The organism is Bacillus sp. SCT118 (assembly GCF_058566435.1).
Window position 1 is genome coordinate 1,967,249 of sequence record NZ_CP191225.1, and the last position, 14,665, is coordinate 1,981,913.

General features: G+C 42.9%; 15 protein-coding genes. 8 read left to right on the plus strand and 7 right to left on the minus strand.

All coding sequences use genetic code 11. The annotated features are described in order from the left end of the window. Positions 1–123: 123 nt before the first annotated feature. Together sucA and odhB are read left to right on the plus strand one after the other, a co-directional pair. Positions 124–2,958 (plus strand): 2-oxoglutarate dehydrogenase E1 component, encoded by a 2,835-nt coding sequence (gene sucA / locus ACQVGT_RS10345; RefSeq protein ID WP_015483337.1) that lies wholly within the window; start codon positions 124–126, stop codon positions 2,956–2,958. 15 nt (positions 2,959–2,973) lie between these two features. After that, positions 2,974–4,227: a 2-oxoglutarate dehydrogenase complex dihydrolipoyllysine-residue succinyltransferase gene (gene odhB, locus ACQVGT_RS10350; RefSeq protein WP_015383870.1), complete on the plus strand. Its 1,254-nt coding sequence runs from the start codon at positions 2,974–2,976 to the stop codon at positions 4,225–4,227. A 49-nt stretch (positions 4,228–4,276) separates the two neighbouring features. On the opposite strand, the gene ACQVGT_RS10355 is transcribed toward odhB, so the two are convergent. Next, entirely contained in the window at positions 4,277–5,242 is a 966-nt protein-coding gene (locus ACQVGT_RS10355) for a bile acid:sodium symporter family transporter (protein WP_015383869.1), read from the minus strand. 218 nt (positions 5,243–5,460) lie between these two features. Here ACQVGT_RS10355 and ACQVGT_RS10360 point away from each other — a divergent pair, with 218 nt between their 5' ends. After that, positions 5,461–6,798 (plus strand): sodium-dependent transporter, encoded by a 1,338-nt coding sequence (locus ACQVGT_RS10360; RefSeq protein ID WP_015383868.1) that lies wholly within the window; start codon positions 5,461–5,463, stop codon positions 6,796–6,798. Positions 6,799–6,830: 32 nt separating this feature from the next. Here the strand turns inward: ACQVGT_RS10360 and ACQVGT_RS10365 are convergent, their stop codons facing one another. The 3 genes from ACQVGT_RS10365 to dhaS all read right to left on the minus strand — a co-directional run bounded on the left by ACQVGT_RS10365 (position 6,831) and on the right by dhaS (position 11,152). Further along, on the minus strand, positions 6,831–7,676 hold the full coding sequence (locus tag ACQVGT_RS10365) for a superoxide dismutase (RefSeq protein ID WP_015251901.1): 846 nt from the start codon (positions 7,674–7,676) through the stop codon (positions 6,831–6,833). Further along, entirely contained in the window at positions 7,666–9,564 is a 1,899-nt protein-coding gene (gene sqhC, locus ACQVGT_RS10370) for a sporulenol synthase (protein WP_015483336.1), read from the minus strand. Before sqhC ends, ACQVGT_RS10365 begins: the two co-directional genes overlap by 11 nt. A 100-nt stretch (positions 9,565–9,664) precedes the next feature. Further along, positions 9,665–11,152 (minus strand): aldehyde dehydrogenase DhaS, encoded by a 1,488-nt coding sequence (dhaS, locus tag ACQVGT_RS10375; RefSeq protein WP_015483335.1) that lies wholly within the window; start codon positions 11,150–11,152, stop codon positions 9,665–9,667. Between the two features lie 229 nt (positions 11,153–11,381). Here dhaS and ACQVGT_RS10380 point away from each other — a divergent pair, with 229 nt between their 5' ends. After that, positions 11,382–11,585 (plus strand): DUF6501 family protein, encoded by a 204-nt coding sequence (locus ACQVGT_RS10380; protein WP_003231245.1) that lies wholly within the window; start codon positions 11,382–11,384, stop codon positions 11,583–11,585. Between the two features lie 353 nt (positions 11,586–11,938). Next, entirely contained in the window at positions 11,939–12,283 is a 345-nt protein-coding gene (locus ACQVGT_RS10385; protein ID WP_003220141.1) for a PH domain-containing protein, read from the plus strand. Between the two features lie 84 nt (positions 12,284–12,367). Here ACQVGT_RS10385 and ACQVGT_RS10390 read toward each other — a convergent pair whose 3' ends face one another. Both ACQVGT_RS10390 and ACQVGT_RS10395 read right to left on the minus strand, forming a co-directional pair. After that, positions 12,368–12,601 carry a hypothetical protein gene (locus ACQVGT_RS10390; protein WP_003231251.1) on the minus strand — a complete coding sequence of 78 codons (234 nt, stop codon included), beginning with the start codon at positions 12,599–12,601 and terminating at the stop codon, positions 12,368–12,370. Between the two features lie 4 nt (positions 12,602–12,605). Continuing rightward, complete coding sequence (locus ACQVGT_RS10395) at positions 12,606–12,869, minus strand: hypothetical protein (protein ID WP_004399338.1); 264 nt, start codon at positions 12,867–12,869, stop codon at positions 12,606–12,608. 66 nt (positions 12,870–12,935) lie between these two features. Between ACQVGT_RS10395 and yocM the strand changes: the two genes are divergently transcribed. Further along, positions 12,936–13,412, plus strand: a complete 477-nt coding sequence (gene yocM / locus ACQVGT_RS10400; RefSeq protein WP_003231255.1) for a salt stress-responsive protein YocM — start codon at positions 12,936–12,938, stop codon at positions 13,410–13,412. On the opposite strand, the gene ACQVGT_RS10405 is transcribed toward yocM, so the two are convergent. Continuing rightward, positions 13,399–13,626 (minus strand): hypothetical protein, encoded by a 228-nt coding sequence (locus tag ACQVGT_RS10405; protein ID WP_015383862.1) that lies wholly within the window; start codon positions 13,624–13,626, stop codon positions 13,399–13,401. The genes yocM and ACQVGT_RS10405 overlap by 14 nt on opposite strands. A 77-nt stretch (positions 13,627–13,703) precedes the next feature. Here ACQVGT_RS10405 and ACQVGT_RS10410 point away from each other — a divergent pair, with 77 nt between their 5' ends. Together ACQVGT_RS10410 and ACQVGT_RS10415 are read left to right on the plus strand one after the other, a co-directional pair. Next, positions 13,704–14,036, plus strand: coding sequence for a hypothetical protein (locus ACQVGT_RS10410; RefSeq protein WP_015383861.1), 333 nt, complete (start codon positions 13,704–13,706; stop codon positions 14,034–14,036). Between the two features lie 74 nt (positions 14,037–14,110). Then, positions 14,111–14,602 (plus strand): TraR/DksA family transcriptional regulator, encoded by a 492-nt coding sequence (locus ACQVGT_RS10415; RefSeq protein WP_014477068.1) that lies wholly within the window; start codon positions 14,111–14,113, stop codon positions 14,600–14,602. The last annotated feature ends 63 nt before the right edge of the window (positions 14,603–14,665 follow it).

Sequence of the window (14,665 nt, forward strand, 5' to 3'; positions counted from 1 at the left end):
TGCAAACAGTGGTAAAATATCGTTGGAAGCGTTTTTATTACATAATTTTGGACACAGCGTTCGAAAGTTATTTCAAGATAGTGAATCAATCACTTGATTATTTAAGTTGGGGGTAATATTCATATGTTTCAAAATAGTATGAAACAACGAATGAATTGGGAAGATTTTTACGGTCCGAACCTCGGCTATGCGCTGGAGCTTTACGATCAGTATACCCAGGATCCGAACAGCATTGACCCGGATTTGAAGGAAATGTTCGACGAGCTCGGTGCTCCGCCAAGCGATATAAAAGAGGCCTCGGGAACAAAAGAAAAGGGACGTGTTACAGCCGATCTGATTCAAAAGATCGCATCCGCAGTCAGACTTGCAGAAGATATCCGAACCTATGGCCATTTGAACGCTTCCGTCAATCCGCTCAGAAAGGATGAGAAAAAGAGCGAACTTTTTCCATTATCCGATTACGGGCTAACAGAAGAGGAAATAAAAGCAATACCTGCGTCAGTCATCTGCAAAGACGCTCCTAAAAACATTACGAACGGTTTAGAAGCCATTCAGTATTTACGAAATACGTATAAAAGAACCATCTCTTTTGAATTTGACCATGTGCATGACTTCAAAGAGCGCGAGTGGCTGACAAGAAAGATTGAATCTGGCGAGCTGTTCCAGAAGAACTCAGCTGAAAAGCTGTCAGCTGTGCTGGAAAGATTGACAGAAGTAGAGGGCTTTGAGCAGTTTTTACACCGCACATTCGTCGGGCAGAAGCGCTTTTCCATTGAGGGTCTGGACGCTCTTGTTCCAGTTCTTGATGACATTATTGCACAATCTGTCAAATCAGGCACGACAAGTGTCAACATCGGGATGGCGCACAGGGGACGCCTGAATGTCTTGGCACATGTGCTCGGCAAACCGTATGAAATCATCTTCTCTGAATTCCAGCATGCGCCGAATAAAGATCTTGTTCCGTCTGAGGGATCAATTGGAATCAGCTACGGATGGACAGGGGATGTCAAATACCATTTGGGGGCGAATCGGGAGCTTCAAGACGCTGAAACAAAATCAGCGCGCATTACGTTAGCGAACAACCCGAGCCACTTGGAATTTATCAATCCGATTGTTGAAGGCAGCACAAGAGCGGCACAGGAAACGCGAACACAAAGCGGATACCCGGTACAAGATGAAACAAAATCGCTGGCCATTTTAATCCATGGAGACGCTGCATTCCCTGGGGAAGGAATTGTAGCTGAAACATTGAATTTAAGCTCTTTAAAAGGGTATCAAGTAGGCGGTGCGATTCATATTATCGCCAATAACATGATCGGATTCACAACAGAAAGCGCTGAATCCAGATCGACAAAATATGCCAGTGACCTGGCCAAGGGTTATGAAATTCCGATTGTTCACGTGAATGCGGACGATCCTGAAGCTTGTCTTTCAGCTGTTAAGTTTGCGGTCGAATACCGAAAAACATTCAACAAAGATTTTCTGATTGATTTGATCGGGTACAGACGCTATGGACACAACGAAATGGATGAACCGTCAACCACTCAGCCAATGCTGTATGATGCTGTCAGAAAGCATCCGACCGTCAAACAAATTTTCGCTGAAAAGCTGGTAAAAGAAGGCGTGCTTACCGAGGAAGTTGTTCAAAACATCGAAAAATCGGTAACGAAGCGCATTGAGGATGCATATCAGAAAGTTCCGTCTAAAAAGGAACACACTGCCTGTGAAATTGAACTTCCAGAGCCTGTATCAAACGGTTTCCCAGATGTGGACACTTCGATTGATTTTGATGTGCTCCGCAAGCTGAATGGCGAATTGATCAACTGGCCGGAGTCATTTAATGTTTTCGGCAAGCTAAAGCGCATTTTAGAAAGACGCGCCAAGGCGTTCGATGATGACAGAAAAGTGGAATGGTCTTTGGCAGAATCACTCGCGTTTGCTTCAATTTTGAAAGACGGAACACCGATTCGTTTAACAGGACAAGATTCCGAGCGCGGAACGTTCGCCCAAAGAAACCTTGTGCTTCATGACAGTGAGACGGGCAAAGAATTTGTGCCGCTTCATCACTTATCTGACTGCAGCACATCATTTGCTGTTCATAACAGCCCGCTGTCTGAAGGATCGGTTCTCGGTTTTGAATACGGCTATAACGTGCATTCACCGGAAACGCTTGTTTTGTGGGAAGCACAGTACGGAGATTTTGCCAACGCTGCTCAAGTGTATTTTGACCAATTTATTTCTGCCGGACGCGCGAAATGGGGCCAAAAATCCGGATTAGTCATGCTGCTCCCGCACGGTTACGAGGGACAGGGGCCTGAGCACTCAAGCGGAAGAATCGAGCGATTCCTGCAGCTTGCAGCGGAAAACAACTGGACGGTTGCCAACCTGACAAGCGCGGCACAGTATTTCCATATTTTAAGAAGGCAGGCTAAAATGCTGCTTCGTGAAGAAATCAGACCGCTTGTCATTATGACGCCGAAGAGCCTTCTTCGCAACCCAAATACGGTGTCGGAAGTGCAGGAGCTCAGCGAAAGCCGCTTCCAGCCTGTTTATGAACAGTCGGGACTTTCTCATGACTATGAAAAAGTAACCAGACTTGTATTATCCAGCGGTAAAGTGTCTATAGACATTAGCGATCATTTTAATAAGTTAGAAGACGGTAAAGAGTGGCTTCACATTGCGAGAATCGAACAGCTGTATCCATTCCCGGCAAAAGGAGTCAAAGAATTATTTGCAAAACTTCCGAACCTGAAAGAAATCGTTTGGGTGCAGGAAGAGCCGCAGAACATGGGGGCTTGGGGTTATATCAGCCCGTATTTGACAGAGATTGCACCAGAGGGAGTAAGCGTTCAATATATTGGACGCAGAAGACGATCCAGCCCTGCAGAGGGAGATCCGACAGTTCATAAAAAAGAACAGGAACGTATTGTATCTGATAGCTTGACTCGCAAAAACTAAGGGGGAAATGAAAAAATGGCGGAAATTAAGGTACCTGAATTAGCAGAATCAATCTCAGAAGGAACAATAGCCCAATGGTTAAAGCAGCCTGGTGACTATGTAGAACAGGGTGAATATCTGCTTGAACTAGAAACGGATAAAGTGAATGTTGAATTGACAGCAGAAGAATCGGGTGTACTTCAAGAGGTATTGAAAGATTCGGGTGATACCGTCCAGGTCGGAGAAATTATCGGTACGATTTCAGAAGGCGCGGGTGAAAGTTCTGCCCCTGCTCCTACAGAGAAAGCAGAAAGCAAGGAAAGCATAAAAGAAGAGAAACAGGCTGAACCAGCTGCACAAGAGGTGAGCGAGGAAGCACAATCTGAAGCAAAATCAAGAACGATTGCTTCTCCGTCGGCCCGTAAGCTGGCGAGAGAAAAAGGAATTGACCTGTCTCAAGTTCCAACTGGAGATCCGCTTGGAAGAGTGCGCAAGCAGGATGTCGAAGCGTACGAAAAACCGGCATCAAAACCGGCTCCTCAGCAAAAGCAGCAGCCTCAGGCTCAAAAAGCACAGCAAAGCTTTGACAAACCTGTTGAAGTGCAAAAAATGTCACGCCGCAGACAAACGATTGCAAAACGCCTTGTAGAGGTACAGCAAACATCAGCGATGCTGACCACATTTAATGAAGTGGACATGACGGCTGTCATGAATCTCAGAAAACGCCGCAAAGATCAATTCTTTGAGCAAAATGAAGTGAAGCTCGGCTTTATGTCTTTCTTCACGAAAGCGGTCGTGGCTGCATTGAAAAAATATCCGCTGTTGAATGCAGAAATTCAAGGCGATGAGTTGATCGTTAAAAAATTCTACGATATCGGAATCGCTGTTGCTGCTGATGAAGGCCTTGTCGTTCCGGTTGTGCGGGATGCGGATCGCCTGACATTTGCAGGAATCGAAAAAGAGATCGGCGAGCTTGCGAAAAAAGCAAGAAACAATAAATTAACCCTTAGCGAGCTTCAGGGAGGCTCCTTCACGATTACAAACGGAGGGACTTTCGGTTCATTGATGTCAACTCCAATTTTAAACAGCCCGCAAGTCGGTATACTGGGCATGCATAAGATTCAGCTGCGTCCTGTAGCCATTGATGAAGAGCGTTTCGAAAACCGTCCGATGATGTATATCGCTTTATCTTATGATCACCGAATTGTAGACGGTAAAGAAGCGGTTGGTTTCCTCGTGACAATCAAAAATTTACTGGAAGATCCTGAACAGCTTTTATTAGAAGGATAATAAAAAAGGGTACATCACGATAAAGTGATGTACCTTTTTTGATGCATATTTAAAGTGATAGATTGCTGCTTTTGGATCCAGCTTGTTTCTTTTTCACTTTTTTTGACCAATATGTTGCAAGCATAGAACCTGAAAGGTTATGCCACACACTGAATATTGCGCTTGGTACGGCAGATAGCGGTGAGAAATGAGCCGTGGCAAGTGCAGCCCCAAGCCCGGAGTTTTGCATGCCGACTTCGATTGCAATCGCTTTTTGAGACGGGTAATCCATTTTTAAAAGCTTTGCACAAAGAAACCCAAGTAAATAACCGATACCGTTATGCAGGATAACAACTGAAAAAATGAGCAACCCCGATTGAAGCAGATTTTCCTGATTGCCGCTGACGACAGCTGAGACAATCGCAACGATGCCAATGACAGAAACAAGCGGAAGGGCATGTACGGCTTTTGCCACTTGTTTTCTGAAAAACATTTTGACAATCAGACCTGCAATGATCGGAAATAAAACCGCCTGTAAGATTGAGATAAACAAAGACCCCGGCGAGACAGGAAGCCATTCTTTGGCAAACAGCATAATCAACAACGGTGTTACAACAGGTGCCAATAAGGTAGAAATTGTTGTAACCGCAACAGAAAGGGCAGTATTTCCTTTTGCTAAGAATGTCATAACATTAGATGCAGTTCCCCCGGGACAGCAGCCGACAAGAATAACGCCAACTGCGATTTCAGCTGGAAGATGAAGCCCAAATGCGAGGCCGAAAGCAACGAGCGGCATGATCGTATATTGAGCTATTACTCCAATAATAACTTGCCAAGGCTTTCTGACCAGCTCTTTGAAATCATCGGCTTGCAGTGTAAGGCCCATCCCAAACATGATAATGCCAAGAAAAATCGTAATATAAGAACTGATCCACGTAAATAAAGATGGGAAAGAAAATCCCAGCACTGCAAAAACAATGACCCATATGCCAAAGGTTTGTCCTGCAAAATGACTTATTTTTCTAATGATGTCCATAAAAACACTCCTAACACACTTATCAAGAACTTCAGCAGAAATTCTTACAAATTTCATAACATTCTCTTATTATAAATAATTTTCTGAATAATTCAATATTAGTTTTTGGCAGATGTCTATAGATATATGATGTAAACTAATCAAAATGTTCTTGACTATATAGGAAGATATTCTTACAATGAACCTTTATAATGGTTAGATCAAATAGGAGTGATACGGTGAAGGAAGCAAATCAATGGTCTTCGAAGCTCGGCTTTATTTTAGCCGCGGCAGGATCAGCTATCGGGCTTGGTGCGATATGGAAATTCCCATATGTTGCCGGAACCAGCGGAGGAGGCGCATTTTTACTTATTTTTATTTTATTTACGGTTTTAATCGGACTGCCTTTATTGTTAGGTGAATTCATCATAGGCAGAAGAACACAGAAAGATGCCGTTCAGTCCTATAAAACACTTGCTCCAGGAACGAAGTGGCATTGGATCGGTTATTTAGGCATGGTGACATGCTTTATTCTTCTATCTTTCTACAGTGTCGTCGGCGGATGGATTTTAATTTATATTATAAAAGGCTTCACTGGCGGTTTATCGCAAACATCTGGTTTTGATACGATATTTGCAAGTACCATTTCAAATCCTTATTTGGCTGTAGGAGGCCAGCTGCTCTTTATGGTGGTAACAATTTTAGTTGTTGCAAAAGGGGTAAGCAGCGGAATTGAAAAAGCAAGCCAAGTATTAATGCCGGCGCTTTTTCTATTATTCATCATTTTAATGGTGCGTTCGGTTACACTTGATGGCGCGATGGAAGGAATCAAATTTTTCCTGATGCCTGATTTAACTGCAATTAATGCCAATACCATTTTATATGCAATGGGACAATCCTTTTTCTTATTAAGTGTCGGTGTATCTGTCATGGTAACGTATAGCGCTTATTTAGAGAAACAGGAAAATCTGGTACAGTCCGCTGTATCTGTAACTGTTATGAACATGCTTGTTGCTGTAATGGCCGGAATTGCGATTTTTCCAGCTGTCTTTTCATTCGGCCTCAAACCAGACCAAGGCCCGGTTCTGTTATTTAACGTGCTGCCGACTGTGTTTAATCAAATGCCGTTCGGAATTATCTTTTTATTAGCATTTTTACTTCTATTTTTATTTGCTGCATTGACATCTGCTTTTTCAATGCTGGAAATTTTGGTCGCAGTACTTTCGAAAGGCGATGTCAATAAGAGAAAACGATTCGCTTGGTTAGGCGGAATTGCTATTTTTATTGTCGGTGTGCCGTCTGCATTATCATACGGTGTCTTAAGTGACGTCACTATATTTCATCTGTCTATTTTTGATGCGGCCGACTATCTTGTGAGCAATATTTTAATGCCGTTAGGTGCGTTACTGATTTCGATTTTTGTTCCGCTAAAAATACCGAAACAGGATTTGTTTGACGAGCTGAAAAGCGGTTCCAATCTCAAACGAAAGTGGTTTGCGGTTTGGCTGCTGCTCATTAGATATCTATCTCCTGTTGCCATCATCATCGTGTTTTTGCATGTGGTAGGGATTTTTTAAAACACGAAGCCCCCGGGGAAAGGGGGCTTTTTTTAATAGAGCTTCCAAACGACTTCTTTTGCCTGCTCAAAACGTTTTTCTGCCTCGCGCCAATCCACGACATTCCACCAGTGGTCGACATAGCTGGCCCGGTCATTTTTATATTGCAAATAGTAGGCATGTTCCCATACGTCAAGCGGTAAAAGGGGGATTACATCCCATTGGCTGAAGAGCTGGTGTTTTTCTGCCGTTAAAATCTCCAGCCGTCCTGATCGAGGTGCCCAGACCAGAATGGCCCAGCCGACGCCTTCCACTTTTTTAGCGGCTTGGGTAAAATGTTCTTTAAAAGCGGAATAGCTTCCAAATGAAAGGTCTATCATTTGGAACAATGCCCCTGTAGGACGCCGTTTTCCGTTTGGATGCATAGAAAACCAAAAAATACTATGCAAATAATGGCCTGCTCCATGGAACGCAAGCTCTCTTTCCCAATGAGTGATTAAGTCATAATTCTTTGTTGCTCTCGCTTTTTTAAGCTCTGATTCTGCTTTGTTCAGGCCATCGACATAGCTTTGATGATGTTTTGTATGATGAAGGACCATAATATCGCGTGAAATATAAGGTTCTAAGGCGGAGTATTTGTAAGGAAGCTTTGGCAGCACGTGTTTCCCTATAGGAACATAAGCGCGTCTTTCACTTGTATCATCTGATTCTGTAATATCCCGATAAAGGGCAGCGGCCTGTTTATACCAATCTTCTTCTGTTGTTTGGTCATCTTCCAGAGCCTCAATCATCTTGTCGATTTGATCTTCAAACTGGTCAAGCTGACCTCGCTTTTGAATCTGATCTTTCAGGGCTTCACACCAATTGAACATCTCCGTTTGATAAGATTCACGTTTCATTTGCTGTCTCCTTTTCAATAGAATCTAAATACTTCCCGACAGCCAGCAAAGAGAATACATATGGATAACTGTGATAGCGAATATAAAATTGCTTCGGCAATCCGATCCCTGCTGGATACGCGAGGCTATCGGCGCTATGCGAACTGCTGTCGGTAAGGTATTGCATGCCTTTCACAACTGACGGGTGTTCGGAATTTTCATATGTGAGCAAAGCGTCTAAAGCCCAGGCCGTTTGTACAATGGTTCCTCTATGAAGCGGTACATATGTTTTGATTTCGGCGCTTTTGCAGGATTCTCCCCAGCTTCCCTCATCATTTTGTATGGATTTGAGCCAACGCAGAGCCTTTTGTATACCGGGATGCTTTCGGTCAACCCCGCATGCATGCATACCAGTAAGAGCAGCCCAAGTGCCGTAAATGTAGCAAACACCCCATCTGCCGTACCATGACCCATTTTGTTCCTGATGTTCGAAAAGCCACTTCACTGCGCGTTGAATATGTTGATGTTTTTCTGTGAAGCCAACTTTCTCGCCTAAAAAGTGCAGTACACGTCCGGTGAGGTCGGCGGTTGAAGGGTCAACTGCAGCGTCCTCGGCGGATTCAAGCGGCAGAAGGCGGATCAGTGGATGGTTCACATTTTTTTCGAAAGCAGAAAATCCGCCGTCATTGTTTTGCATCGATAAAAGCCAAGATACCCCTCGCTCCCATGCTGCAGGAGAATGATTGCGGGGAATTGCCTTTAAAACGGCTGCTGTGTCGTCACAGTCAGGGTTATTTGTATTAATGTTTGAAAACCCCCAGCCGCCAGAAACTGAATTAGGATTTTTGACAGACCAATCTGCTATTTTGGTATGCTGGCGTTCTAGCAAAAAGTCGGCTGCTTTTGTAACAGAGCCATCCGTTTCGGTCACACCATTTTTTTGAAGGGCATAGCTGATTAGAGCTGTATCCCAAACAGTTGAAGTAGAGTTTTCCAGATAAGGAATCCCGTTGCATTTAGTCACCAGTGATTTAATGCCGGTAATCGCCCTCCTGATAACAGGAGAGTAGCGTGACACACCAAGTGACAGAAGGCTGTAAACCATAAATATGGTTGCGCTCGCATAGCTGTATAATGTTCCGTCTTTTTCAATCCGGTCCAGCATATACGTTTTAGCTGTCTGTAGGCCCAGCTGCTGAAAAGCAAATGGTGCATGAAAAACGCGTTTCCAATGTGACAAAATAGACGTGAGATCTCTTTCTTCGAAAGCATCAGACCGAAGCCAAGTGAAAGGATTTTTTGTCATATGCGGATCGAGATGGTGAAGAGATGAAATATTGCGGTTAATAAGGACAAATCGCTGATTGAGTGTTACAGCCATAGGAGCAAAATGAATACGGGCATATGAGCTGAACTGATAGAAATGAATCGGCAATGTTGGGGGGAGCGCCATGAGTGATAATGGTAAATACAAAGCAGGCCAAGGATAAAGCCCGTTCGCGGCAAGCATCCATTTTGTCATAAAATGAACATGTCTCAAACCGCCATGTGAGATGATAAATTGTTCAGCTTTCTTCATGTGCGGCTCAGATCTGTGAAAACATCCTGAAGCCAGCATCCCGACATATCCTTGGACGGTAGCCGTTAGATTTCCGCGCGTTTCATCGGGATAGTTGATAAATGTTCCGTCGGGCTGCTGTTTTGTATGAATGCCGGCCGCAAGGGATGATATCAGTTCTTTTTCATTTTCGCCTTCATCTAGTGAGGTAAGGAGCAAAATAAAAAAGGAATTTGTCATGATTGGTCCTTCAAAGCAAAATGTCCATGAACCATCAGCATTTTGCCTGTTTCTTAACTCCGTAATGGTTTTCTTTTGAAAACGCCTCACTTTCTCCTGAAGTGTGCCCATCACGTTCAACTCCTTCAGAAGCATATATATTCAGCGTCTTTTACTGCCATTACAGAAAGAAAAAAACTGCTGGCAGGCAGCAGTTTTTTAAACATACATGTTAGTCTTCAAGGTTTATCCATACACTTTTGACTTCTGTGTAATTATCCAAGGCATATGATCCCATTTCTCGTCCGAGTCCTGACTGTTTATAACCGCCAAATGGAGACGCCGCGTCAAACACATTATAGCAGTTCACCCAAACGGTTCCGGCTTGAAGTCGGTCCGCGATATAGTGTGCCTGCTTGACGTTCTCTGTCCATAGTCCGGCCGCAAGCCCATATTCTGAATGGTTTGCCCGTTCAATAACTTCATCGACTGTTTCGTACGGAATTGCAGTCAGCACGGGTCCGAAAATTTCTTCTTTTGCAATGGTCATTTCGTCTTCAACATTCGCAAACACAGTCGGTGCGACAAAATATCCTGCTTCAAAAGGACAGCTTCCGCCGGTCACTGCTTTTGCTCCTTCATCTTTTCCTTTTTGAATATAAGAAAGAACGCGCTCATGCTGTTCCTTGCTTACGAGAGGCCCGATTTGAGTATCTTTATGAAGTCCCGCTCCTTGGCGGAGTGACTCAGCATAGGACGCCATTTCATCAACAACTTCATCATATTGGTCTTTATGAATGAAGACACGTGAGCCCGCACAGCAGACTTGGCCCTGGTTAAACATCACACCGTTTAAAGCGCCCGGGATGGCTTTTTTCAAATTCGCATCCGGCAGAAGAATATTAGGCGATTTTCCGCCCAGCTCCAATGTAACACGCTTAATGCTTTTCGCTGCGGTGGACATGATTTTCTTTCCGATTTCAGTGGAACCGGTAAAGGCAATTTTATCAACCGCTTCGTGGTTCGTCAGCGCTTCTCCCGCATCTTCACCGAATCCTGGAATGATGTTGATTACACCGGCAGGGAAACCGGCTTGGTCAATTAATTCTGCCAAATAAAGAGCTGAAAGCGGTGTTTGTTCAGCCGGTTTGAGGACGATTGTACAGCCTGTTGCAAGTGCCGCGCCCATTTTCCACATCGCCATCAGGAGCGGGAAATTCCATGGAATGATCTGGCCGACGACACCGACAGGCTCATGACGCGTATAATTAAAATAAGCGCCGGAAACCGGAATCGTCTGTCCTGTTATTTTTGTACACCAGCCGGCGTAATAGCGCATATGCTCAATAGCCAGCGGAATATCTCCATTAGTCGTTTCATTGATCGGTTTCCCATTATCAAGTGTTTCAAGCTGAGCAAGCTCAGTTTTATGCTCTTCCATTAAGTCCGCCAGCTTATACATCAGTCTGCTTCTCGAAGCTGGAGACATTGTTCTCCATTCACCTTGGTCAAAGGCTTTCCGGGCAGCTTTAACCGCTTTGTCCACATCCGCAGCCTGGGCTTCATACAGCGTCATCAAGGTTGCGCCGGTCGCCGGGTTTGGAGTGTCAAAGGTTGCCCCTGAGGCACTCGGAACAAACTTTCCGTCAATATAAAGCTTCTTCGTTCCCTGTAAAAATGTCTCCAGCCTTTTCGTCACTTGCATCGTTAAAGAACTCATCCGTAACAAACCTCCAGTCATTTTTTATGGTCTGTTCTGAGATTCTTGGTGATAGCACATTGATTCCTGGATTGAATAGCAGAAATAAGCTGTGATAGTTGCTTCAAACGTAAGCGTATACAAACATTCTATAATAGAAATCAAGGCAAAATCAATGAATAACCGATATTGCAATTTACAAAAGAAAAAAGCTACAATAAGCTTATAGATAAGAAAAGGAGATTTCATCATGATTCATAAAAATTGGCTTGAAAAAGAAACAATTAAAAAAGTAAAGTGTGTGCAGACAAACGCAAAAAAATATATCGTAAACCGCGTTTTAACGCCGGGAAAAGAATATGAAGTAAAAAATGAAACAGAGGAGTTTCTCTTTGTGGTCGACAATACGAATAAAGTCGGCGGCTATTATAAAGAATACTTCGAAGAGATGTAATGCTTCCTTGAAGCATCAGACAGATTTTGTTAAAACATCGATACATAATCCGCAGCTCAGCTGCGGTTTTTTTGTGGTTAAAACAGGAAATATAAAACAAAATTAAAAAAATCATTAAAAACCACTTTTTTATAAAAACATTGCTGAATATTGAAACTTTTTTCTCTATATGTGCGTATTACTTGATGACAACAGCTTAAAAGCCAAAAAACAAATCAAAAATTTGAAAAATGTAATCTGTTCGTAATGGTTTAAATGTCTTCTATGTCGTATTCTTATATAGGGATAAAGGACTTATTTTTATGTAGTGAATGATAAAACAAATAGATAAATGCAGAAAGAGGGGTTCTTCATTGGGTATTTTTTCTGTTAGCAGATCAACGGACGCAAAGAAGCTTGAGGCTTTGCTCGTTGAAGGGGAAAGAATAGAATCGATTTATAAGCTCCGAGTGGACCAAATTTGCTTTACAAATAAGCGGATCATTTTCTTTGACAATAAAATGTTTTCTAAAAAGAAGGTTCGTGTATTTCTTCCATATAAAACAATTGAAAGCTTTGCCATCCAAGAAGCGGGAATGTTTGATCCGGACACTGGGCTTTTATTGATGACAAGAAGCAAAACGTTCGAATTAGAATTTGCGAAAGACACCGATTTAAGCGAGGTTCAGGCGGTGCTGACAAAGCATTTGTGCAGCTGAATATTTGATGAGCCAGCCGTTCAAAAAATGGTTAGGCTTTTTTTTATATAAAAACAAGAACAGGGCATGTGCGCCCTGTTCTTATTACACCACACTGTTTTTCGCTGAGTTCGAATCAACAAGATCTGCATCTAATACATTTGAAATCGGTACGACAAGAGGAGTAAAGTCGCCATTTTCTTCTCCAAACCCTTGATTTATTTTAGCTGATAAAAAGTAATCGACCTGCTGATACGGACCGAGTGTTAAAGAGGAACCACGGTCCATCGTATTGATTTTAAATCCGCCGACATTCACGACGGAGGGAGAAAAGAACATCTCATCACTTCCTTTTGATTGAGGAGTTAACCGCTTCACTTTCAAAAGAGGCCGGAGAATCAATTTGGTCTCTGTCATCCACATGGCTTCTCGTGCCCATAAATCCGCTCGCATCTCCAAAATTCTGTCCGTAGCCTTGATTTTTTTTATCTGAATTTTGCCATTCTGCCAATAAATTTTGTCCTACGTTAACCGCTGAAGCATTTTCAAAGGAATTAATTTTCAGCATGAAAATATTAATATTGATATACGGAGTTGGTTGAACCACAGGCAAACCTCCTTTCTATAGTTGTATGCTGGCGGTTATAAAGTATGTTAAGACAGGGGGCTTCAAATGGATTTCGAAAAGATGAAGCAGTGGATGGAATTCGCACAGCAGATGTACGGCGGTGACTTTTGGAAACAGGTATTTGATGAAGACCAAAAAACCCCTTTTATGACAAATGGCCAATCTCCGTTTCCGTTTGCGCAGCAAGATCAGCGAGGGAAAGGAGATGCTTCATTTCCGAGCATGGATATTGTAGATACTGTTGCGGAAGTGCAGTTTTTAATTTATCTTCCAGGCTACCGTAAACAAGACGTTCACATATTATCGTACGGAGATTATTTAGTGGTGAAGGGGCAGCGCTTTTCCTATTTTAATGAACAGGACTTTCGCCAAAAAGAAGGGAAATACGGAAGTTTTGAAAAGAAAATTCCGCTTTCCGATCATCTTCATGGAAAGATGAATGCCATTTTTAAAGACGGAATCCTATACATCACTATTCAAAAAGACGAAGGTCAAGCGAAAACCATTGTTATTGATGATTGATTTTCATACTGAGTGCATCTGCCCCATCACGGTCATCAATTGATTCAATCGGAATGACCATGACAATAACATCTGCATTTTGTTCCCCAAAACCGTTATTTCTTTTGATAGCAGAGCACCTGTTCCTTAACTCCGCAGAACCAAAGGTAAGGGATGAGCCGGTGCCTATCGAGTTAGTCTTGAGATGAGAAATATTGATGTTAGTCGGAAGCATGAAAACCTCTCCTTTCTATGGGATATACCTCATTATATATGTAGACGAAAGAGGAGTATGCAAAGGGTCGTGATGTCATGAAAAAAATGTTCCGGTCGCTGATCAGGCATTGCTTGAAACCAGAACTTGACAAACTGCGTGAATGTGAAGAAAGACTCTCAGTGATTGAGAAACAAAAACAAAGCAGCAAACAGGAGTCTGAAGAAACCTATATACATATTGAAACGCTGAATGTCGAAAAAATTGACTATCATCTTGAATTCGGCGAGCTGACCATTGATGAACTGAGCGGCAGATTAAATATAGGCGCAACCTATTATATACCGCCAGAAGAGAAGGACAAAAAGTGCCAACGAAAATCCGAAGCACCATCGACGCCAGCGGTCACGATCCGTTCAAAAAGGCAGTAGCTCATCTTTCCATCGATGTTCCCATGTTTGACAGAAGGCAAAACGGGAAACAGGATAGAAAGGAGAGGATATACATGGCACTGACAAAAGAACAAACACAGCATCTCTATCATAAATTGCTCGATATGCAAAAAGAATTGTCTGGCGAGAAAAAGGAAACAGAATCAATGACGGAAGAAGTGGGGGAGCTTTCCAATGGGGTTGACAACCATATGGCAGACCACGGGACGCTCGTCACAGACCGGATGACAGACCAAACAGTGAGAGAGATTGACCGGGAGCTGTTAGAGGAGGTCAACCGTGCATTACAAAAGATGAAAGACGGAACTTACGGCGTGTGTGAAAAAACCGGCCAAGAGATTCCTTACGAAAGACTTGAAGCTGTTCCTTATGCAAGAATGACAGTTGAGGCCCAAGCTGATGTGGAGGATGATCTGGAGACAGATGCTCCTTCTTATGAAAGAGAGTTTCATGAACAGGTAAAAGATTTATCCAACAAAGAAACAATTGATCAAAAAAGCTCGCAGACGTATGAAATCTTGGATCGTGAACAAGATTCGAAGTAAAAATGGCAAGCAAGTACACCGATATTAGATGTACTTGCTTTTTTTTGAAAAAAAATCTCATAT